At 59.5% G+C, this 20,038-nt stretch carries 18 protein-coding genes and 3 tRNA genes; 15 read left to right on the top strand and 6 right to left on the bottom strand.

All coding sequences use genetic code 11. The annotated features are described in order from the left end of the window. Window positions 1–7 precede the first annotated feature (7 nt). Genes FFT87_RS00795 through FFT87_RS00785 form a run of 3 tightly spaced genes read left to right on the top strand, consistent with a single transcriptional unit; the run spans window position 8 to window position 3,147 of the window. Window positions 8–1,003 carry a 1,4-dihydroxy-2-naphthoyl-CoA synthase gene (locus FFT87_RS00795; RefSeq protein WP_219949505.1) on the top strand — a complete coding sequence of 332 codons (996 nt, stop codon included), beginning with the start codon at window positions 8–10 and terminating at the stop codon, window positions 1,001–1,003. Window positions 1,004–1,020: 17 nt separating this feature from the next. After that, a complete protein-coding gene (locus FFT87_RS00790) occupies window positions 1,021–2,130 on the top strand; it encodes an AMP-binding protein (RefSeq protein ID WP_219949504.1) in 1,110 nt (369 codons plus the stop codon). Between the two features lie 9 nt (window positions 2,131–2,139). Continuing rightward, entirely contained in the window at window positions 2,140–3,147 is a 1,008-nt protein-coding gene (locus FFT87_RS00785; protein ID WP_219949503.1) for a 1,4-dihydroxy-2-naphthoate polyprenyltransferase, read from the top strand. Here the strand turns inward: FFT87_RS00785 and FFT87_RS00780 are convergent. After that, a complete protein-coding gene (locus FFT87_RS00780) occupies window positions 3,130–3,453 on the bottom strand; it encodes a DUF4229 domain-containing protein (RefSeq protein ID WP_219949502.1) in 324 nt (107 codons plus the stop codon). The two genes, FFT87_RS00785 and FFT87_RS00780, sit on opposite strands and share 18 nt — an antisense overlap. 54 nt (window positions 3,454–3,507) lie before the next feature. On the opposite strand from FFT87_RS00780, the gene FFT87_RS00775 reads away from it, so the two are divergent. From FFT87_RS00775 to FFT87_RS00765, 3 genes are read left to right on the top strand one after another with little or no spacing between them, the layout of a single operon-like run. Next, on the top strand, window positions 3,508–3,840 hold the full coding sequence (locus FFT87_RS00775) for a PLDc N-terminal domain-containing protein (RefSeq protein ID WP_219949501.1): 333 nt from the start codon (window positions 3,508–3,510) through the stop codon (window positions 3,838–3,840). Next, window positions 3,821–5,536, top strand: a complete 1,716-nt coding sequence (gene menD, locus FFT87_RS00770) for a 2-succinyl-5-enolpyruvyl-6-hydroxy-3-cyclohexene-1-carboxylic-acid synthase (protein WP_219949500.1) — start codon at window positions 3,821–3,823, stop codon at window positions 5,534–5,536. The genes FFT87_RS00775 and menD overlap by 20 nt, the downstream gene beginning before the upstream one ends. 41 nt (window positions 5,537–5,577) lie before the next feature. Continuing rightward, window positions 5,578–6,402: a polyphosphate kinase 2 family protein gene (locus tag FFT87_RS00765; RefSeq protein ID WP_219949499.1), complete on the top strand. Its 825-nt coding sequence runs from the start codon at window positions 5,578–5,580 to the stop codon at window positions 6,400–6,402. 10 nt (window positions 6,403–6,412) lie between these two features. Here FFT87_RS00765 and FFT87_RS00760 read toward each other — a convergent pair whose 3' ends face one another. Then, complete coding sequence (locus tag FFT87_RS00760) at window positions 6,413–7,666, bottom strand: isochorismate synthase MenF (RefSeq protein ID WP_219949498.1); 1,254 nt, start codon at window positions 7,664–7,666, stop codon at window positions 6,413–6,415. Between the two features lie 128 nt (window positions 7,667–7,794). Here FFT87_RS00760 and ubiE point away from each other — a divergent pair, with 128 nt between their 5' ends. The 3 genes from ubiE to FFT87_RS00745 are packed head-to-tail and all read left to right on the top strand — an operon-like array spanning window position 7,795 to window position 11,110. Next, on the top strand, window positions 7,795–8,595 hold the full coding sequence (gene ubiE / locus FFT87_RS00755) for a bifunctional demethylmenaquinone methyltransferase/2-methoxy-6-polyprenyl-1,4-benzoquinol methylase UbiE (protein ID WP_255559988.1): 801 nt from the start codon (window positions 7,795–7,797) through the stop codon (window positions 8,593–8,595). A 27-nt stretch (window positions 8,596–8,622) separates the two neighbouring features. Then, window positions 8,623–9,699 carry a polyprenyl synthetase family protein gene (locus tag FFT87_RS00750; protein ID WP_219949497.1) on the top strand — a complete coding sequence of 359 codons (1,077 nt, stop codon included), beginning with the start codon at window positions 8,623–8,625 and terminating at the stop codon, window positions 9,697–9,699. A 52-nt stretch (window positions 9,700–9,751) separates the two neighbouring features. Further along, entirely contained in the window at window positions 9,752–11,110 is a 1,359-nt protein-coding gene (locus tag FFT87_RS00745) for an FAD-dependent oxidoreductase (RefSeq protein ID WP_219949496.1), read from the top strand. A 15-nt stretch (window positions 11,111–11,125) separates the two neighbouring features. Here the strand turns inward: FFT87_RS00745 and cls are convergent, their stop codons facing one another. The 3 genes from cls to FFT87_RS00730 are packed head-to-tail and all read right to left on the bottom strand — an operon-like array spanning window position 11,126 to window position 14,353. Further along, window positions 11,126–12,601 carry a cardiolipin synthase gene (gene cls, locus FFT87_RS00740; RefSeq protein ID WP_219949495.1) on the bottom strand — a complete coding sequence of 492 codons (1,476 nt, stop codon included), beginning with the start codon at window positions 12,599–12,601 and terminating at the stop codon, window positions 11,126–11,128. 50 nt (window positions 12,602–12,651) lie between these two features. Next, the gene (locus FFT87_RS00735) at window positions 12,652–13,851 is read right to left on the bottom strand and encodes a sodium:proton antiporter (RefSeq protein ID WP_219949494.1); all 1,200 of its coding nucleotides are present in this window, start codon (window positions 13,849–13,851) and stop codon (window positions 12,652–12,654) included. Between the two features lie 13 nt (window positions 13,852–13,864). Next, complete coding sequence (locus FFT87_RS00730; protein WP_129072983.1) at window positions 13,865–14,353, bottom strand: YajQ family cyclic di-GMP-binding protein; 489 nt, start codon at window positions 14,351–14,353, stop codon at window positions 13,865–13,867. Between the two features lie 134 nt (window positions 14,354–14,487). Here FFT87_RS00730 and FFT87_RS00725 point away from each other — a divergent pair. The 6 genes from FFT87_RS00725 to FFT87_RS00700 all read left to right on the top strand — a co-directional run bounded on the left by FFT87_RS00725 (window position 14,488) and on the right by FFT87_RS00700 (window position 18,080). Beyond that, window positions 14,488–14,569: transfer RNA gene (locus FFT87_RS00725), tRNA-Tyr, on the top strand. 58 nt (window positions 14,570–14,627) lie between these two features. After that, window positions 14,628–15,746: an ion transporter gene (locus FFT87_RS00720; protein WP_219949493.1), complete on the top strand. Its 1,119-nt coding sequence runs from the start codon at window positions 14,628–14,630 to the stop codon at window positions 15,744–15,746. A 32-nt stretch (window positions 15,747–15,778) separates the two neighbouring features. After that, complete coding sequence (locus FFT87_RS00715; RefSeq protein WP_219949492.1) at window positions 15,779–16,579, top strand: inositol monophosphatase family protein; 801 nt, start codon at window positions 15,779–15,781, stop codon at window positions 16,577–16,579. A 568-nt stretch (window positions 16,580–17,147) separates the two neighbouring features. Beyond that, entirely contained in the window at window positions 17,148–17,810 is a 663-nt protein-coding gene (locus tag FFT87_RS14495) for a M23 family metallopeptidase (RefSeq protein WP_255559987.1), read from the top strand. Between the two features lie 99 nt (window positions 17,811–17,909). After that, window positions 17,910–17,981: transfer RNA gene (locus tag FFT87_RS00705), tRNA-Thr, on the top strand. Window positions 17,982–18,006: 25 nt separating this feature from the next. After that, window positions 18,007–18,080, top strand: a tRNA-Met gene (locus FFT87_RS00700). Between the two features lie 216 nt (window positions 18,081–18,296). On the opposite strand, the gene FFT87_RS00695 is transcribed toward FFT87_RS00700, so the two are convergent. Next, window positions 18,297–20,000 carry a hypothetical protein gene (locus FFT87_RS00695; protein WP_219949490.1) on the bottom strand — a complete coding sequence of 568 codons (1,704 nt, stop codon included), beginning with the start codon at window positions 19,998–20,000 and terminating at the stop codon, window positions 18,297–18,299. Window positions 20,001–20,038: the final 38 nt, after the last annotated feature.

Raw genomic sequence — 20,038 nt, 5'->3', positions numbered from 1 at the left:
TTGAGCCATGGCGCCTGTATCTGAGATTTTTGACGAAAAGTTGTGGCGATCGGTCGCCGGGTTTGATGATCTGACCGACATCACCTATCACCACGATGTGACCGGCACGGTTGCGCGGATCGCGTTCGATCGGCCAGAAGTGCGCAACGCATTCCGACCGCACACCGTCGACGAGCTCTACCAAACCCTTGATGATGCGCGCCAGAACCCGCGTATCGGCGTCGTGCTGCTCACCGGGAACGGACCGAGCGAGAAAGACGGTGGCTGGGCATTCTGCTCCGGCGGAGATCAGCGCATCCGTGGGCGGGCCGGCTACGAATATGAAGGCCAAGATGGCGCGACGAATCCCACCGCAGCCGGAGCCGCTGCGGCAATCGGTGATTCCGCGCTATCTGAAGCAGATGCCGAGGCTGCCGCTGCGGCGGCAGCGGGAAAGCGCCGTGCCGCAGCAGGACGCCTGCACATTCTCGAAGTGCAGCGCCTCATCCGCTTCATGCCCAAGGTTGTCATTGCCGTCGTTCCCGGCTGGGCTGCCGGGGGAGGGCACTCGTTGCATGTGGTCTGTGACCTCACGATTGCCAGCTCGGAGCATGCTCGCTTCAAGCAGACGGATGTCGACGTTGGCTCGTTCGATGCCGGCTATGGCAGCGCCTATTTCGCCCGCCAGGTCGGCCAAAAGTTTGCGAGGGAAGTGTTCTTCCTCGCCCGCGAGTATGACGCGCAGCGCGCCCTCGACGCGGGAGCGATCAACGCTGCGGTTCCGCACGCTGAGCTCGAGGCAACAGCCTACGAATGGGCGCAGACCATCATGACCAAGTCGCCGACCGCTATCCGCATGGTGAAATTTGCTCTCAACGCCGTCGACGACGGGCTCGTTGGCCAACAAGTATTTGCGGGAGAAGCGACCCGGCTGGCCTACGGAACTGACGAGGCCGTCGAAGGCCGCGATTCGTTCCTAGAAAAGCGCGCTCCCGACTGGTCGCCATTTCCCTGGCAGTACTAGGCAACGGAGCCTGAACGATGACACGAGAACTTTGGTCAGTTGATGCCCGCGACCCACGCAAAGTGTGGGACGCATTGCGACCGGCACTCGACGGCACGGGAGCGGCAATACTGCCGCACCCAGCCTCCCCCTCTGGCCTGCCCGAGACCGTGCCCGCGAACGTTGCGGTCGTCGTCGAGACGAGCGGATCGACCGGCCGTCCGAAACGCGTGATGCTGAGTGCTGCCGCCCTGAAGGCGAGTGCTGCGGCATCCGATGAACTGCTGGGGGGCGCAGGGCAGTGGCTCTTGGCTGTACCCGCTCACTACATCGCCGGCATCAACGTGTTGGCGCGCTCGCACTTCTCCGAAACCGTGCCGGTGATGATGCCGCCACACGGGTTCACCGCTGAGGCCTTCGTTGCCGCGGCAGCTGAACTCAGTGCAGAACGACGATTCACGTCACTCGTGCCGGTGCAACTGGCACGACTTCTCGAATCTGAGGATGCCGTTGCCGCGCTGGCAACATTTACTCGAATTCTCGTCGGCGGGCAATCATCGCCAGCAGCGTTGTTGGCGAAAGCCCGCGCTCGCGGCATTGCGGTCAGCACAACCTACGGCTCTAGTGAGACCAGTGGTGGTTGCATCTGGGATGGCACGCCGCTGCCCACCGCCACGATGCGGCTGGTGGATGACCGTATCGAGCTGGCAGGCCCGATGCTGGCCGAAGGCTACCTCGAAGACCCGCGCCGCAGTGCCTTTACGTTCCGTGAACACGATGGTGTGCGGTGGTATCGCACCGATGATGTCGGAGAAATCGTCGACGGGGTGCTGCGCGTTCGTGGCCGCGCCGACGACATGATCATTTCTGGCGGAGTAAAGGTGTCGTTGGCGGAGGTCGAGAACGCCGTTCGAGCGCTTCCCGGCCAGAGCGCTGCCGTTGTCGTGGCCGCACCGCACCCGGAATGGGGCGAAGCGCCCGTCGTGATTACAACCTCTGCGATTGACGTGGATGTTCTGCGACAGTCTGTTTCTGCGCAGTTGGGTGCAGCCGCAGCCCCAGCCAGAGTGATGCTGATCGATGCAATTCCCTTGCTGTCGACAGGAAAGCCGGACCGCCTGGCTCTCGCATCCGTTGTGCTTAAGTAGAATCCCACCGTGGCCTCTCCTAAACAGCAACGTATCGATCCCCAAACCGTCGCACCGAAATCGAGCACAAACTCGGCGAAGAAAAGCGGTCGCCCTGGCGGTCGCCCGCCGAAAGCGCCCAAGATTGCGAAAGCGACGGCGCGTGACTGGATCAGCGGTGCGCGCATTCAGACGCTGCCGCTTGCCTTCGCGCCGGTAGCGTTAGGAACCGCAGCTGCCTACGTGCTTCCGCACGAAGAAGACGGTATCGGCTGGCACTGGTTGCGAGCCCTGCTGTGTCTGATCGTCGCGGTCTCGCTTCAGATTGGTGTGAACTTCGCCAACGACTACTCCGATGGAGTGCGCGGAACGGACAAGAACCGGGTAGGGCCGCGCCGTCTCACTGGCTCCGGTGCTGCACGGCCACGAACGGTCATCACCGTCGCGTTTGTCTGGTTCGGCATCGCTGCGGTGGCCGGGCTCATCATCGTGATTCGCAGTGGACACTGGTGGATGCTCGCCGTTGGTGCCCTCGCGATTGTGGCCGCTTATTTCTACACCGGCGGCAAGCGGCCATACGGCTACCTCGGCCTCGGAGAAGTGTTCGTGTTCATCTTCTTCGGACTTGTCGCCACAGCGGGCACTACCTACGTGCTCGCCGACACCGTGACCGTGGAATCCTGGTTGGCCGCGGTTGCCGTCGGGCTATTCGCCGTCGCTACCCTCATGGTCAACAACATTCGCGACATTGCTCAAGACAAGATTGCGGGCAAGCGCACGCTCGCCGTCATGATCGGCAACCTGCCATCGCGCATTTTCTACGTCATCGCAATGCTGGCGCCGTTTGTGATTTTGGGCGCATTCTCACTGCTGTACGTCAACGCGTTCTTGGTGTACTTCGTGCTGCTCGTGGCGTTGCCGGCGTGCGTGATCGTTTTGACCGGCAAGAGTGCCGCAGAGCTGATCTTGGCGCTGCGTCTTACCGGGCTAACCGCGCTGCTCTATGGCCTTGGCCTAGCGTCAGCGATCGCTTTCTAGGTCGCGCGGCTCGGCGTCGACGTCGCTGGAATCGACAGAGTTCGGCGTGTTGTAGGGATTGCGGGCTTCTGACTCAGCATCTTCAGCATCGCGGTCGGGGTCGTGGCTTGGCCCCGCACGTCGCGCCACGATGTCGAGCGCGACGGCATCCCGTAGTTTGCCGAAGAAAATGTACGAGATCGCGAACCCCAAGATTGCGGCGACGATGGCCGAAAGCCACCATTCGACCTGCGCGACCATCAGCAGAGAAAACGCTGCTGCAAAAATTCCGAGTCGCAGAAGCGAGTAGAGGATCCAAGGTTTCACGGCAACAGTCTAGGCTTGCATGCCGCACGCAGCCTGCCAGCGTAGAATAGACACATGTCTCGACTATTGATCGTTCTCGTTTTTGCGCTCATAGCGGTAGACGTGTTCGCCACAGTCGATGTGATTCAAACTGATCGCAGTCGAGTGCGCGCATTGCCGAAGCTGTTGTGGGTGTTGGTAATCCTCTTGCTCCCCGTTATCGGTGTGCTGCTGTGGTTCATGCTCGGTAAGGCACGCAGCGGTAACGCTGGCAGGCCACGCACGGTTGCTCCAGACGACGACCCCGACTTTTTGCGCAACATGCGTGTCAAAGAAGAACAAGATGAGCGCATCCGCCGCCTCGAACAGGAACTAGCAGATCTCGACGATGACGATAAGACCAACTAACTCTCCGGCAACTAATTTTTCGGTAGCCCTTCTCGAAGAGTTCGTTCGTCTCGGTGTTCGAGACATTGTGTTGAGCCCTGGCTCGCGCTCGCAGGCACTTGCTCTTGCTGCAGCGGAATTCGAAAAACAGGGCCTTTTGCGCTTGCGCGTGCGCATCGATGAGCGCGTCGGCGCTTTTCTCGCGCTCGGTCTCGCGGTCGAGACTGGCTCTCCAGTGCTCGTCGTCACGACGTCGGGCACGGCCGTCGCCAACCTGCACCCCGCCGTTCTTGAAGCACACCATTCGGCCGTTCCGCTGATCATCATTAGTGCGGACCGCCCCGATTCGCTTCGCGGTATTGGTTCAAATCAGACCACACAGCAGCCGGGAATTTTCGGCACCGCCGTTCAGCAGACGTGGGATATCACCGCACCGACCGGGGCTGCCGGCGAGCTGGATGCCGCCGTTCAACTCGCTCGCGAGGCCGTCGCTGCTGTCAGCGGCCCCGTGCATCTCAACCTCTCTTTTGACGAGCCACTCTCGGCGCCCTTCACGTGGATTTCGACTCCGGCTGAGGTCGTTCGCGAGCCAGCGGTAGAGCGCGAACCGGCGTTCCCTGACCTCTTCAGTGACCTCGATCCCACTGTCGAAACGACGACCGAACAGTCGCCGCGTGCGCCAACGAAGCTCGCACTGAGCCCGGCACCGGCCACAGTCGTCGTCGCCGGAACTGGCGCTGGCCCCCGAGCGGAGCAGGTTGCGCGTGAACTCGGCGCGCCGCTCTTAGCCGAGGTCTCTAGCGGTGCGCACTTCGGCCCCAATCTGGTGGTGACGTACCGCGAGCTCTTGAATGCCGCCAACTTTGGTGACCGCGTTGCGCGCGTCATCGTCTTTGGGCATCCGACGCTGAGTCGCGAAATTCCGGCGCTGATTCAGCGAAGCGGAGTGCAAACCATTGTCGTGCGGCATCCGTCTGCAGATGATTACAACCCCGGTCGCTGCGTTCAGCTCTTCGTCGATGAAGTGTCGGTTTCGGGCGAAGCAACGGATCGTGCGTGGCTTGGCCGTTGGGTTGGTTCCAGCCGCCAGCTACTCGAAACCGAGAGCATCGCCCCCGATATCGATGCGGATGCTGGCACTCACGCCAAGTCAGAACTGGCGATTGTGCGCACCCCTGTTGACCGTCGCATGCTCGCCGAAGCGGTGTGGCGGGCGACGTGGCCCCACGACCGGCTCGTTCTTGGCGCTTCACGTTTGATCCGCGAAGTTGATCGTGTCGTTCCGGGAAAGAAGATTCCGGTACACGCGAACCGCGGTCTCGCGGGAATCGACGGAACAATTTCGACGGCGCTGGGCATAGCTCTCGCCAGTCAGGCCGAGCCCGGCAATGAGGGTGTGACCCGGGTGTTGCTCGGTGACCTCGCAATTTTCCACGATGTTGGCGCGCTCATGTTTGGTGTCGGCGAGCCACGCCCGCGCATCCAGGTGATTGTTGGCAACGACGATGGCGGCACTATTTTCGATGTTCTCGAGGTGGCGGGCCAGGCTGGTGACAGTTTCGATCGGGTGCTGTTGACACAACAAAACGCCTCCATTGAAGCGCTCGCTGTTGCTTACGGTTGGCGCTACATTTCGGCCGCGACTCGTGGTGAACTCGATCAAGCTCTTTCGGCGCATCCTGAGCCAACGATCATTGAGGTTCCGCTCGGCCGCTAGCTTCTCTGCTGCAAACTTATGAGGCGGAGTAGCCTTGGCGCATGAGCACCCTGACCCCTGTCTCCGCCGATTTCACGCTTGCCGATATTGATCCGTCGTCGACTCCCGCCTTCGATGGTGACAAAAAAGATGCGGAGAAGGCGCTCGCTAAGAACGCCAAGCGCTTAGCCGAGTTGCAGGAGCGGCTCTTCGCCGAAAGTAAGTTCGGTGGTAAACGCCGGGTGCTACTCGTGTTGCAGGCGATGGATACCGCAGGCAAGGGCGGCATCCTGCGGCACGTCATTGGCGGAGTCGATCCGCAGGGCGTGCAGATTCACGCTTTCAAGGCTCCGACGGATGAAGAGAAGTCCCACGACTTTTTGTGGCGAATCCGTAAAGAACTTCCGGTCGCGGGCTCGATCGGTGTTTTCGACCGCTCGCACTACGAGGATGTGTTGATTCACCGTGTGCGGGGATTCTCGACTCCGGAGACTGTCGAAGAGCGTTACGGGATCATCCGGGATTTCGAGAACGAACTGATCGAGCAGGGCACGACGATCATCAAGGTCATGCTTCACATCAGCGCTGACGAGCAGAAAGAGCGGCTTCAGGAACGGCTTGACCGCCCAGAGAAGCACTGGAAATACAATCCTGGTGACGTGGATGAGCGGCTCTTGTGGGCCGAGTACCAAGAGGCTTACGAGATCGCGCTTCAGCGGACGACGACCGAGAATGCGCCCTGGTATGTGATTCCGGCGAACCACAAATGGCACGCGCGCCTGGCCGTTCAGCAGCTTCTGCTCGAGGCATTGGAGCGGCTCGACCCCGAATGGCCTTCTGCTGACTACGACGTCGATGCAGAGAAGCAGCGCCTCGCCGCTAGCTAGCTGCCGCTCGCTAGCCGAACGCTTCGACGATGGGGCGAAACTTGAGCTCGGTTTCGGCGAGCTCGCGTTTAGCCTCTGAGCCAGCGACTATTCCGGCACCGGCATACGCGGTGATGCGTGTGCCGTCGACTTGGGCACAGCGCAACGCCACCGCCCATTCACCGTTGCCGTGCGAGTCAACCCAGCCAACAGGGCCGGCATAGCGCCCGCGATCAAAGCCCTCGAGCTTGTCGATAATTCGGATGGCATCGGGAGTCGGTGTGCCTGCTACTGCTGCGGTGGGATGCAGCACCGTAAGCAGATCGAGGGCGCTCGAGCGCTCGGTGAGTTGCCCTTCGATGTCGGTAGCGAGATGCCACAGGTTGGGCAGCTGCAGCGCAAAAGGAGTGGATGCCGCAACAAGTTCGCTGCTCAGTGGCAGCAGGGCATCCATCACGCTGGCAAGCGCGAGCGCATGCTCTTTCTGGTCTTTGGGCGATCCCGCCAGTGTCGCGGCGGCTCGCCCATCGGAGATTCGGTTGTCGCCGCGCGCAGCACTTCCGGCGAGTACGCGGGCGCTGACGGTGCCGTTCTGAACGCGCACCAGAGTTTCTGGGCTGGAGCCGATGAGCCCATCGACGGCAAACGTGAAGGTGTCGGGGTAGCGGCCAGCGAGCGCATCAATCGGCACCCGCAGGTCGGCGCCGGCGGGGAGCGTTGCTACCTGATCGCGGGCGATGACAAGCTTGGCGGCTTTCGACCGTGAAATCTCGCGAAGTGCAGCGTTGACCGCGGTGGTGAAACCTTTCGCGCTCATTTTTCCTGGCACGAACGAGAGGTGCACGGGGGCGCCGCGAGGAGTGAGAGGAACCTCGGCAAGGGCATCCGCCGTCTCAGGAAGGCCGCTCACTTCTCCGTGCGAGATCGAGGTGACCCAGTGGATTCCGTCTCGGCTGCCGATAATCATCCGCGGAACGATGAGCACGCTCACCTCTGCGGAGGAGTCGGCGAAGGCAAAGCTACCGAGCGCTACTAGACCAGTGCCTGCGCGTTTGACGCTGTCGTGCACAACCGCCACGCGTGAAAGTTCACTCCACGACGCAGCGGCCTGAGTGAATCGTTCGGCGCCACGGAACTCGAGGCGGAGCAATTCTCCGATGCCGACGATTCCGTCGCCATCCCGCACAAACGCAAGAGGTGAGTCGGGAGAGATCCAGTCGAGGATGCGACCCATCGACGCGCTGGGTCGGGTAACAACGCTGAGTGATTCGCGGGTGTTAGTCATCGCAAATGCCTCGATTAGTGCCGGGAACGGGCTGCTCTAGAGCCCAATAATGCCTCACAAGTATCAGAGTACCTGTCAGTTGCGGCGAAGGAAGTGAGCATTGTGTCTCAGCGCCCTAGACTGAAGGGGTGGGTAAGGCTGACATGAATAAGCGACCGGATGACGTGGCCGGCATGTTCGATGGTGTCGCAAAACACTACGACCGCACAAACAACGTCCTCTCGGCCGGAAATGCGCTGCTGTGGCGGGCTGCCACGGTGCGCGCTGTTGCTCCGGAAGCTGGCGAACGCATCCTCGATATTGCTGCCGGAACCGGCACAAGTTCGGCGGCTCTTCACCGCAATGGTGCCAGAGTGGTCGGCCTCGACTTTTCTACCGGAATGGTCGAGCAGGCTCGCAAACGTCACAAGAAGATCGAGTTTATTCAGGGCAATGCTGAACAGCTTCCCTTTGGCGACAACGAGTTCGATGCCGTCACGATCAGTTTCGGACTGCGCAATATTAATGATCCGCGCTCCGCACTCTCTGAGATGTTCCGTGTGCTGAAGCCCGGTGGGCGTCTCGTGATCACAGAATTCTCCAAGCCGCCGGTTGCCATTGTGCGCGCTGGCTACTTCACCTACCTGAACCGAGTAATGCCGATCATTGCCGATCGCTCGAGTTCCAACCCTGAGGCCTACACCTACCTCGCCGAGTCGATTCGGGAATGGCCGGATCAGGGTGAACTGAGCCAGTGGATTCGGGCAGCCGGGTTCACCAGGGTCGCCTACCGCAATCTCACCGCGGGAATTGTCGCCATGCACCGAGGCCACAAGCCTGTCGACGAAACCGTGCTCGCCTCGGTTGCAAAGCGCAAAGACCTTGCCACGCGCCCGATCAAGACGATCAGGGCTGCCAAGACCACCAAAGACGCCACACCGAAGCCGTAGCGCTTCGCAAAAGAAACCCGGTTGATAGTGAACCCGAGCGCTCCACCTGCTCGCAGCAGCAACACCTTGAGTTCGTCTCTGGGGCTGGGCGAGAAACTCTTTGCCTCAGGCGATGAGCGTCGCTTTGCTGCCGCCGTGGAAGAGGGCCTTGAGCAGGTCGAGGTCGGTTTGTTGACTCACCTGGCTTTTGCCGATGACATCGCAGATGCCACGAGTCGATATCTGCTTGAGGCAGGCGGCAAGCGGGTACGTCCTGTGCTCGCGCTGCTCACCGCTCAGCTGGGCTCCGGCAATAATCCTGGCGTTGTCACAGCAGCCCAGGCGGTGGAACTTACTCACCTCGCTTCGCTCTATCACGATGATGTGATGGATGAGGCGCAGTTGCGTCGCGGGGTGCCAAGCGCGCAAAACGTGTGGGGTAACTCGGTTGCGATCCTGACCGGTGACCTGTTGTTCGCGCGGGCAAGCAAACTTGTTGCGGCTCTTGGCGAAGACGCGCTTCTCTTGCAGGCGAACACCTTCGAACGACTGTGCCTTGGTCAACTGCACGAAACTCTCGGCCCGAAGCCGGGCGAGAATCCTGTCGAGCATTACCTTCAAGTTCTGGCTGACAAGACCGGATCGCTCATCGCTGCGGCGGCCGAACTTGGCATCATGTTGTCTGATGCGCCAGAGGAGTACACGGTGCCTGTGCGCGAATTCGGCGAGAAAGTTGGCGTCGCTTTTCAGCTCGTCGATGATGTCATCGATCTCTCTGCAGAGACGGGCAAGACGGGAAAAAAGGCCGGAACTGACCTGCGCAGTGGCGTAGCAACGCTGCCGCTCTTGTACCTACGCGAACTCGCCGTCACCGACAGCGATGCGGCAGATCTGCTGACGCGCATCGAACGTGATGTCAATGCCAACTTCTATGGTGATGGCGACGAAGCTGCTTTGGATGCCGCCGTGACCGAACTACGGGAGCACTCGGTTACGAAGAAGACTGTGGACGAAGCTCGACGTTGGGGTCGCGAAGCAGTAGACGCTCTCGCGCCTCTTCCGGATGGTCCTGTGAAGAAAGCTCTCACGCGTTTTGCCGACAGCATCGTCGAACGCTCCAACTAGCACGCCACTCGCCCGCGCTCGGGCGCCTCGAGACGAACGGAAACTACAGCCGATGAGCAAGCTCAGACTCGCCATTGTTGGGGCCGGCCCCGCCGGAATCTACGCCGCCGACATCCTGCTGAAAGCCGAGCGACAGTTCGAGGTGTCTATCGACTTGTTCGAGCAGCTGCCGGCGCCCTATGGTCTTGTGCGCTATGGCGTTGCCCCCGATCATCCGCGTATCAAGGGCATTGTTAACGCGCTGCGCGATGTGCTCGATACCGGCAACATTCGGCTATTTGGCAACGTCACCTACGGGCGCGACATCACCCTCGATGACCTCAAAAAGCACTACAACGCCGTAATCTTCTCCACGGGTGCTGTGCGGGATGCACCGCTACCGATTCCGGGAATTGATCTGCCGGGCAGTCATGGCGCTGCCGACTTTGTCAGCTGGTACGACGGACACCCGGACTTTCCTCTCGAGTGGACCCTCGACTCAAAAGAGGTTGCTGTCATCGGCAACGGCAACGTCGCACTCGACGTTGCCAGAATGCTTGCTAAGCACGCGGATGACCTGCTCCCGACAGAGATCCCTGCCAACGTCTACGATGGCCTCAAATCGAGCCCCGTGACCGACGTGCACGTCTTCGGCCGTCGCGGACCCATGCAGGTGAAGTTCACCCCGCTCGAGCTGCGGGAGCTTGGCGAACTCGACGATGTCGACCTGATGGTTGACGAAGAAGACTTCGACTATGACGAGGCATCGAAAGCTGCCATCGAGTCGAACAAACAGATCATGGTGCTCGACCGCATCTTCACAAAATGGCGTGGAGAAGAAAGGGGCAACGCCTCGCGCCGCCTGCACCTGCACTTCTACGCCGGGCCCGTCGAGGTGCTCGGCGCCGACCACGTTGAGGGCTTCCGCTACGAGCGCACCAAGCCCGATGGTCAAGGCGGAGTTGTCGGCACCGGCGAGTTCCGCGAAGTCGCGGTGCAAAGCGTCTACCGCGCTGTTGGCTACTTCGGCTCACCGCTCGACGGCATCCCCTTCGACGACCACCGTGGGGTAATCCCTAACCGCGAAGGTCAAGTCATTGACGACAACGACCAGCCGGTGCACGGCGTCTACGCCACAGGTTGGATCAAGCGCGGACCCGTTGGACTCATTGGCCACACCAAGTCTGACGCGATGGAAACCATCAAACACGTCATGAACGATCAGGCCAACTGGTGGAGCCCCGAACGACCAGACGAGGAGGCAGTTGTTGACCTGCTGAAGAGCCGTGACGTTGACTACACCAACCTGCAGGGCTGGCAGCTACTGGATGCTCGTGAGATTGCTCTCGGAGAGCCAGAAGGCCGGGCGCGCATCAAACTCGTCGATCGCGACGAAATGATCGCCGCATCGAAGGCCACCGACAACAACTAGCTCACGTCGCTGGTTCTACTGAACGGCGGCGGTAAGTCTGGCGATGTTGTCGAGCACTTTGGAGCGGCGTGGGCGCTCTAGCCACTCGTCGAGAGTGAGCTCGCGGCTGACGTTGCGGTACTGTTCCTCGAGCTCGCGCATGTCGGCGATAAACTCTGGCCCGCGCACCATGACCGAAATTTCAAGGTTGAGGCTGAACGAGCGCATATCCATGTTGCTTGACCCGATTACTGCCACTTGATCGTCGATAGTGAAGTGCTTCGCATGCAGCACTGTCGGTGAAGGGTAAAGCCAGATCTTCACCCCGGCACGCAGCAGCTCCTCGTAGTAGCTGCGTTGCGCGTGATAAACCAAGGCCTGATCGCCAACCTCAGAGACAAAAAGCTGCACATCGAGCCCGCTCTGCGCGGCGGTCGTGATGGCATACAGCATCGAATCATCTGGCACAAAATACGGACTCGTGATGATCACGCGCTCTTGAGCGGCATAGAGCAACGAGTTGAACAGTCGTAAGTTGTTCTCTCCCTCGAAGCCAGGGCCGCTAGGAACAACCTGGGCATCGAGATCCGTTGCCGTCGCTGTGGGAGGTGTCAACGATGCCTCGCGCACGAGCAGCTCGTTCGTTTCGCTGTACCAGTCGGTGATGAATAGCGCGTGGATTCCCGCAACGATTGGTCCCTCAAAGCGCACCATGAGGTCTTTCCACTGCAGCCCGCGCTTCTTGTTTACGCGCTTGTTGTAGGTCGAATCGACCATGTTCTGCGAACCCGTGAATGCGAGCTTGTTATCGATGACGAGTAGCTTGCGGTGATTGCGCAAGTCAGGGCGCTGAAACTTCCACTTGAGCGGCTGAAGGGGAAGCATGACCTCCCACTGCACGCCCATTTTTTTGAGGCGACGAGTGGTCGTGAAGTATCCGGGGGAGCGAAGCGACGCGAGGTGATCGAGCAGAACGCGCACCCGGACCCCACGCTTGTGGGCGGCCTCTAACGCGTCGAAGAAAGGGGCAGTAGTGGAATCCAAACTGAGAATGTAGAACTCAACGTGAACGTAGTTATTCGCTTCGTTGACCGCTGTGGTCATCGCAGCTAACGACTCTCGATAATCGGAATACAGAGAGGCCGAGTTGCCGCCGACGAGAGGCATCGCGCCCAGCGTTCGATTGAGCTCGATAACCGGAGCAAGCCACGATGGCCAAGGTAGATCTTGCTTGACCTGATCCATGCCCTCTGTTGATTCAACGATGAACTGATTGATCTCGGACTGTCTATCGCGCCGCCCCTTGGGGAGCTTGCGGCTGCCAAATATCAGGAACAGCAAAATTCCAACATACGGAATGAAGAATATTGCCAACAACCAGGCCATCGCAGTCTGCGGGCGCCGGTTGCGCGGAACGTAGATTACGGCCAACACACGAATAGTGATGTCGAGCAGCACCAGAAAAGTCGCCAGAATCGCGGTAAAGCTGAAGTCAATGCCGCTCAAGTCCATGGCCGCAGTCTAGGGCGAAATGGCCGCGCGTATCTGCGGTGCAACGGTGATCACCATCGCGGGGGAGGGCCCTGCCATGCCGGAGTCTCGTCGGGCTCGACGAATGATCGAGCCACGATGACATCCGTCGATGAGTGGGCGATGATCGACATCGCGATCGTGAGCGCCACGATGTGGAAAATCAGGTCACCGGCCGGGATATCTGCCGAGACCACGACGAGAACGTAGACGACCGATGCGAAGCCCTTGGGCCCGAACCACATGGCCGCGACCTGTTCACGCATCGACAGGCCGGAACCCAGGAACGAGAAGTACAACGCGATCGGGCGAGCGGCGATGAGGGCAAGCACGGCGAAGAGCCAGCCCGTCCACGCAATTTCACCGAGGAACTTGAACGACAGGAGAGCACCAAAGACCATGAGCGCCGAGAGCTTCAGGAGTTCGGAAATAATCTCGCCGAACTCCTCGAACGCTTCGCGCTCCTTCTGCCCGACCGTTGCCACCATCACACCAGCGGCAAACGCGGCCAAGAAGAGATTCGCATGGGTATAGCTCGCCAGCGCGAACACCAACAGACCAATCGCAATCGGAACAATCGGCTCAAAGACGCCGGCGGCCGCAAACAGGCGAGTGTGGAGCGCCTTAATCACTATCCACGGAACCACGATGCCGATGGCTGTGCCGGCGAGAAGCTCCAACCCCAGCTCACCCAAATGCAGATCTTCTGAACCAGAACTAACCGCCAAAAACACGACAACGAACGGCAGCGCCAGACCATCGTTGACACCAGACTCCACATTGAGCAACTGGCGTAAGCGCTGAGGAACCTTCTTGTTGCCAACGAGAGCTGCCGCAAAAACAGGGTCAGTGGGAGCGAGGATGGCACCAATCAGCAGCGCCTCAGGCCAATCGAGGCCCAACATGAAGTGCGCCAATACAGCGGTGATGCCGAGAGTGAGGGGCAAACCCCAGCCCAGAGCGCGACCCGGAAGCCGCCACGCCTTGCGCAGGTCTCCCCACCCCATCTTCATGCCATCAGTGAACAGCACCACGAAGAGAGCAATCTCGGCAATCGTCGAGACCTCAGCAGACGAGGAGTCGAGATCCAGAATTCCCGTCGTCTCCGAGCCGATCGCGAAACCGACCACCAAAAACAGTACGGCTGCCGACAGCACCGTGCGCCCCGCGAGCGCAGAGAACAGCACAGCAACCAGCAAGGTTGCCGCAAAGATCAGCAGGAAGACATCCATGCTGGGGGGAGTGTTAGCGGAAGTTCACAAACTGGAGGGCGACTTCGATGTCTTTGCCCTTCAGCAGCGCCATTGTCGCCTGAAGGTCATCGCGGCTCTTGGACTGCACCCGGAGTTCGTCACCCTGAATCTGCGACTTAACGCCCTTAGGCGCTTCGTCACGGATGATCTTCGAGATCTTTTTCGCGTCCTCTGAGGAGATGCCATTCTTCAGGCTGATCTCGATGCGGTACTCCTTGCCGCTGGGGAAAGGCTCACCCGCGTCGAGGCTGCGCAGCGAAATTCCGCGCTTGATGAACTTGGCCTCAAGCACCTCAAGAACCGCCTTCACGCGCTCTTCGGCGCTTGCTTTGAGGAGGAGGCTTTCGCCAGTCCACTCCACCGAAGCGCCCACGCCCTTGAAGTCGTAGCGTTGAGCAAGCTCTTTTTGCGCCTGGTTGACGGCGTTTTCCGCCTCCATTTGGTCAACTTTGCTCACAATGTCAAACGAAGAATCAGCCATGCGCCCATGCTACCCGGGGTCAGCCCCGAACTCCCACAGGCCAGTTTTCGGGAAGTGGTCACGTACAGCTCAGATTCCTTGTATTCTGGTTCAGCGCGTTCGGTCAGATGAATACATGTGGCCGGAGGCGTCTCGGCGAGTTACCCAAGTGGCCAAAGGGATCTGACTGTAAATCAGACTGCATCGCATTCGAGGGTTCGAATCCCCCACTCGCCACCGAGATCGCGAAAGGCCCTGCACCGTGAGTGTGGGGCCTTTCGTGAATAATAGGCGCGTGACTCTAACTTCTTCTCCCGAGAGCCCGCCTTTTCGTCGCCGGTTAGCTCAGCTCGTCGATTCATCCCCAGTGCAGAATGTCGTTCTCGCTGTCATCATCGTCAATGCCGTGGTGATTGCTCTCGCCACTACGGCGCTTGAGGGGACGACTACGTACAGCGTGCTTCATGCCCTCGACAGCATTGCCCTCGTTGTCTTCGTCATCGAGCTTGTTCTCAAGCTTGTTGCCTACGGCCCGAAGCGTTTCTTCACGGACGGCTGGACTGTTTTCGACTTCATTGTTGTGGCGATTGCACTAGTGCCGAGTGCCGGACCGCTTTCGGTGCTTCGTGCCCTGCGGGTGCTGAGAATCTTGCGAGTCGTGAAGTTTCTCCCTCAGGTTCGCATGGTCGTCGAGGCATTGCTCCGCTCGTTCCCCGGTATCGGTGCCATCGCACTGCTGATGTCGCTCGTCTTCTTCGTCGCGTCGGTCATGTCGACGGAACTGTTCGGGGATGACTTCCCGGAATGGTTTGGCGACATCGGAAAGTCGACCTATTCGCTGTTCCAGATCATGACGCTAGAAAGCTGGTCGATGGGGATTGTTCGGCCGATCATGGAAGTCATGCCGTTAGCGTGGCTCTTCTTCATCCCGTTCATCTTGATCGCTGCTTTCGTCACATTGAACCTCTTCATCGCCGTCATCGTCGACACGATGCAGTCTCTGCGCGTGGAGCGCGAGCAGGCAGTAGAAGCCCAAGCCGAAGCGGACAGTCCACGGGTCGCCCTTGATCTGCACGACGACGAACTCACCATGCTGTCCAACGCTCTAGAACGACTGTCCGCAGCCGACTCACCGCAGCCAGAAGTGCATCGGGTTTGGGGCATCGACACCCCCGAAAACTTGCAGACGGAGGTGCAGCGGTTGCAGCACGCTCTTGCCGGCGATCAAGAACTCTCGCGCGAAGACTGGGCGCGAGCGCTGTTCGCATCCGATATGGCGTTGCTTAGGGGGTTGTCCAGCGGATCAACAGCTGAACAACGTGCCGCCGACGATCAGGCCGCCCTCGCGCTCTCACGTTCGATTCGCGCGCGCTTTGAGGCACATGCGCCTGCCGGTTCGCTGGTTACCGGGTAAGGCCTCGGGTTGACTCGGCCTAGGCTGAAGGCATGCCTCACGATGAACTTCTTTCCCTTGCCACCAACATTGCCACCCAGGCGGCAGATCTGGTTGCTCTTCGGCGTCGTGAAGGAGTAGCGGTCGCTGATCGCAAATCATCCTCCGTGGATGTCGTAACTCATGCGGACCGCGAGAGTGAACAACTCATCCGGAGACTGCTTGCTGAAGCCCGACCTGACGACAGCTTCTTTGGGGAAGAGAGCGGCGCATCTACCGGAACCAGTGGGCTGACCTGGGTCGTCGACCCCATCGATGGCACCGTGAACTACCTGTACGGGATCCCGCACTACGCAGTGAGCATCGCGGTGGTTGAAGGGGAGGCAGACCCCGCAACGTGGCGCGCGCTCGCTGGAGCCGTGGTGAACCCCACTGCTCGTGAGACGTATACCGCCACTCTCGGCGGCGGCGCCTTCCTCAACGGAGAACGCTTGCAAGTCGCTGAGGCGGTAGACCTCTCTGAAGCTCTCGTTGCCACAGGCTTCTCCTATCTAAAGGAGACGCGAGTGGAGCAGGGACGAGTTATTTCCCAATTGGTTCCCCAAGTACGTGACCTCCGACGGATGGGAACAGCATCGTTAGACCTCTGCATGGTCGCATCGGGCCGCGTGAATGCGTATTTTGAGCGGAGCCTGAAACCGTGGGATCACGCCGCGGGAGCTCTCATCGCGCAAGAGGCGGGAGCAACAGTCAAAGGGTGGGGCGAGAACGCGGCAGGCATCGATTTCATCCTGGCCGCAGAGCCCTCAGTTGCACGTGTTTTAGAGGCCACCTTGGCGGGACTAGACATCTAGGTAGACCACTTGAATGTGGGGTAGCGAGTAGACCACTTGCGCGCTAACCTTTATGAATCTGTTACCTGCGCGCAACCCGTACGTGCGTGGGCGAGTCTCAATATTTTGCATTCACACCTAGCAAGTGAATCGCGTAGAGGAGAAGAATGTCGCTGACGTGCGTCTGTGCCGCAGCGGCATTCTCCTCACGTAAAGTGAGGTTCGCTAGGTGAATCTCGATCACAATGTTTCTCCGTCACCCGACGCAAGCGGACAGCCCCTTACCCGTCGGGAGTTGCGCGAGCAGGAGCGTGAGCTCGAGTTGCAGCGTGCTGCGAAGGCTCAGCAGACTGCCAAAAAGCCGAAGAAGGCGACGAGGCCTGAGAGAGCCCTAGCGAAGAGAACGCAGACTGTCGAACGCGCACAGCCGATACAGGCCGAGCGAGCAGCGGCTTCGCGGTCGAGAACTGCTCGCGGTTCCGTAGTGAAGTCGAAGCGGATCAGGGTATCCAGGGCAGCATTTTCCGAGAGTGGCCCACCGCGTCGTAGAGCCAAAGCTCTCGCGTCGAAAGCGTTTTCCGGGATCGCAATGCTGTTTGCTGGCGCGCTCTTGGTTGGTGTCTCGGTGCCGTCGAACGCGTTCGTCCACCCCGTCGAGGTCGTCGCTGCTGTGCAGGAGTCGGATGTAGCGAATCTTGCCGCCGATATGCGTTCAACGCAGTCGCTGGCCGTGTCGGATGAAGTCGTCAATGATGTTTCTCGGCACGACAACATCGATGTCATTTCCTACGCAGAAGTCCTCGCCCTCAAGTACGCGGGCGTCAGCTACGAGTATCGGGCGACCACCGGGGCAATTCGGTGGCCATTTCCGTATGAGGTCCAGATAACGGACGGTTTCGGGGACCGAATCGGTGGATTCCACAAAGGAACGGACTTCGCTGCACCGTCAGGAACTCCGATCTACGCGATCGCTGATGGGACCGTCGAACTTATTCAGGCCGACTATTCCGGGTACGGCTACCACGCAATCATTAGCCACACCATCAACGGCCAGCAGGTCAGTAGCCTCTACGCCCACATGATTACGGACTCAAGTGCGCTCGTCGTTGGCGATCAGATTATGGCCGGAGATTTCATCGGTCTCGTTGGCGAAACCGGAATTTCATATGGTGCGCATTTGCACTTCGAAGTGCTCCTCGATGACGTTCCCGTTGATCCTTTCGCGTGGCTCACCGTAAATGCAATTAACTAACCTCACAGCAGACCCGAATTTCGATCGAAACCGTACTTTGAGCCCTTAAACGGGTGCTAGTCTCTTACGGTGCCAATCGCGCGAAACGCGCTTTTGTGTGCCCCCTTAGCTCATTGGTAGAGCACTTCCTTGGTAAGGAAGAGGTAATGGGTCCGATTCCCATAGGGGGCTCGCTCATCCAGTAATTGGATGATGCGGCTGAGTAGCTCAGTTGGTGAGAGCGCACGACTCATAATCGTGAGGTCGCGGGTTCGAATCCCGCCTCAGCTACAGTTGGCGGTTTCATTTTTTGAAGCCGCATTCTTCCTTCAATTGACTGAGCGCGAAGATCCTGATGAGGTCTGTCGGTTCGCGGTCGATCCTGGCGGCACTTTAGGTCGCGGATCGTGCCGGGGTTCTCGTTAACGACGAATAAGCCTGCTTTTGGGCAGGCTGGATTGTTTTTGTCGTGCGGTAGCGGAAGCGGTATCTAATTTGGGGCGCTGATTACCCTGGCGGTGCAGCGGCCTGAGCTGTGACTAGGCGGGCCAGCGGGCGCTTGTTCTCGTCTTTTCGACGGCGTGCGCGGATGGGCTTCTCGACGGCTTTGTCACGGAGCTTCAGTATGAAGGCGGCAATCGACCGCAGATTGAACGAGCTGATAGCGAGAGCGGTGACAAGGTAGTTCGAGCTAAACCCTCGGCCAGAGCGCTTTTTGGTGTTCCCGAGGTCTTCTTGATTGGCGTCTTTGAAACGCGAGTTCGAAGCTTCAACAAGGTTGCGCATGCCGTAGTAACTAGCCCACTCTTCGCTCATGTAGGCGAACCGTTGCAAATGCTTGAGGGGCTGGAGGACACGCGACTTGCCGCCTGGTTCTTTCGCCTCGAAGGTTCTCTCGGGAATCAGCAGCGGAATCACGATGCTTTTCTTGCCGTCGAGCGGAGCGAGTGGCACGGGGGACTCGGTTGGATAGGTGAACCGTTGGTAGCCGTCGAGGTCGGGCAAACCCTTGGCAATCACGCGGTAAGCACTGCGGTTTTTCAAGCGCGCAAGGAGCGTAGCGCGTTTCTGGTTGTAAACAGCTCGCTCGAATTCAGACCGCGATTTTTCCAGTTCGACAAGGTCTTTGGTCGCGTCGGTGAGCTTGTGGGGCATGCTGCGAACATGCCAGTTGCCGTCGACTAGGTAGAGGTCTGCGTAAGCGCCTTGAAGCCCTAAGTCTTTGCTTCTGTAGTCGATAACGAGCTCGACTCCGGCTTTGCGCGCGGGGATATGGAACGTCTCGACCCGACTGTGGTTGTAGGCACGGTCGGCCATGACGAGAAAGCGGTCAAGGTCGAAAGCGGCCTTGTGGCGTTCGATGAGCTTCATTCCGTGGCCTACAAGCTGGCCAGGTTTGTGGAAGCTGATGGCGGTCACGACGGATGGGAACAACTCGCTTTCAGAGGGGCGACTCCACACGGTCGTAGCCGTTTCGACTTCGTATCCGGCGACATCAGTTTTCGCTCCTTTGCCGTCGTGCTTGCCGCCCCGACGGTATCTCCCCGAGAAGGGGTCGGGGTTGCTTCGGTTGAGTTCTGGGTTTGTTGGATTCTGCCTTCCTTGCACCGCGATGAGACTCGCGTCGATGGCGCAGTTGCCTTGATATTGACGCAGAAATTCCTTAGGCATGGTTCGCGCCGAGGCGAGCACCAGTTGGTTGCAGAGCCAGTCGATGCGTTCGATATTCCGCTCGTGCTCGTCCTTGCTTTCACCCTGCGTAATGGCCTTGAGTCGCTCGGCGTACTCACCGGCTTTCATTCTTCCGTCGAGAGGGAACGGATAGGGATCGATGTGGTTGATAACTCGCTTCAATCCGTGCCAGAAACGGTGGTACCAATCCATCTTGTCTGACGGCTGGTTGGGTATCCCCAGCATCTCGAAGTGCTTAGCGCCAAACCCGCGGTGGAGTGTGTTTGCGATGTCCAAGTAGACGACGCCGCGCCCCATTTGGATGTGGAGCAGCATGATGGGCAGGGTGGCGGTTAATGGCAGCACACGTTTACGTCCGGCCATCGAAGTGCGAGCGCCGTCGTCCCATTCCATGATTTTGTCGTTGATTCCGGAATTCTCGATGAGCGCGATGGAGTTGCGAAGGTACGCCAGGGATACAGGGCCGAGAGCATGTTCGTCGTCGCGTTCTTCGGAGCCCATCCCGAATGTGTCAAACATCCGCTGCTCGCATAGGGCAAGGGCAATTTTGCTTGATT

This window comes from Salinibacterium sp. M195 (assembly GCF_019443965.1).
Classification (GTDB): Bacteria; Actinomycetota; Actinomycetes; order Actinomycetales; family Microbacteriaceae; genus Rhodoglobus.
Note: the sequence above shows the minus strand (reverse complement) of the source record. Positions and strands in the feature narration are given on the sequence as shown.

What these genes read in the sequence shown, in the direction of transcription:
- FFT87_RS00795 (WP_219949505.1), top strand. Translation starts at nt 8, where the DNA reads ATGGCGCCTGTATCTGAGATTTTTGACGAAAAGTTGTGGCGATCGGTC.
- FFT87_RS00790 (WP_219949504.1), top strand. Translation starts at nt 1,021, where the DNA reads ATGACACGAGAACTTTGGTCAGTTGATGCCCGCGACCCACGCAAAGTG.
- FFT87_RS00775 (WP_219949501.1), top strand. Translation starts at nt 3,508, where the DNA reads ATGTCTCGACTATTGATCGTTCTCGTTTTTGCGCTCATAGCGGTAGAC.
- menD (WP_219949500.1), top strand. Translation starts at nt 3,821, where the DNA reads ATGACGATAAGACCAACTAACTCTCCGGCAACTAATTTTTCGGTAGCC.
- FFT87_RS00765 (WP_219949499.1), top strand. Translation starts at nt 5,578, where the DNA reads ATGAGCACCCTGACCCCTGTCTCCGCCGATTTCACGCTTGCCGATATT.
- FFT87_RS00760 (WP_219949498.1), bottom strand. Translation starts at nt 7,666, where the DNA reads ATGACTAACACCCGCGAATCACTCAGCGTTGTTACCCGACCCAGCGCG.
- FFT87_RS00745 (WP_219949496.1), top strand. Translation starts at nt 9,752, where the DNA reads ATGAGCAAGCTCAGACTCGCCATTGTTGGGGCCGGCCCCGCCGGAATC.
- cls (WP_219949495.1), bottom strand. Translation starts at nt 12,601, where the DNA reads ATGGACTTGAGCGGCATTGACTTCAGCTTTACCGCGATTCTGGCGACT.
- FFT87_RS00735 (WP_219949494.1), bottom strand. Translation starts at nt 13,851, where the DNA reads ATGGATGTCTTCCTGCTGATCTTTGCGGCAACCTTGCTGGTTGCTGTG.
- FFT87_RS00730 (WP_129072983.1), bottom strand. Translation starts at nt 14,353, where the DNA reads ATGGCTGATTCTTCGTTTGACATTGTGAGCAAAGTTGACCAAATGGAG.
- FFT87_RS00715 (WP_219949492.1), top strand. Translation starts at nt 15,779, where the DNA reads ATGCCTCACGATGAACTTCTTTCCCTTGCCACCAACATTGCCACCCAG.
- FFT87_RS14495 (WP_255559987.1), top strand. Translation starts at nt 17,148, where the DNA reads ATGCTGTTTGCTGGCGCGCTCTTGGTTGGTGTCTCGGTGCCGTCGAAC.
- FFT87_RS00695 (WP_219949490.1), bottom strand. Translation starts at nt 20,000, where the DNA reads ATGTTTGACACATTCGGGATGGGCTCCGAAGAACGCGACGACGAACAT.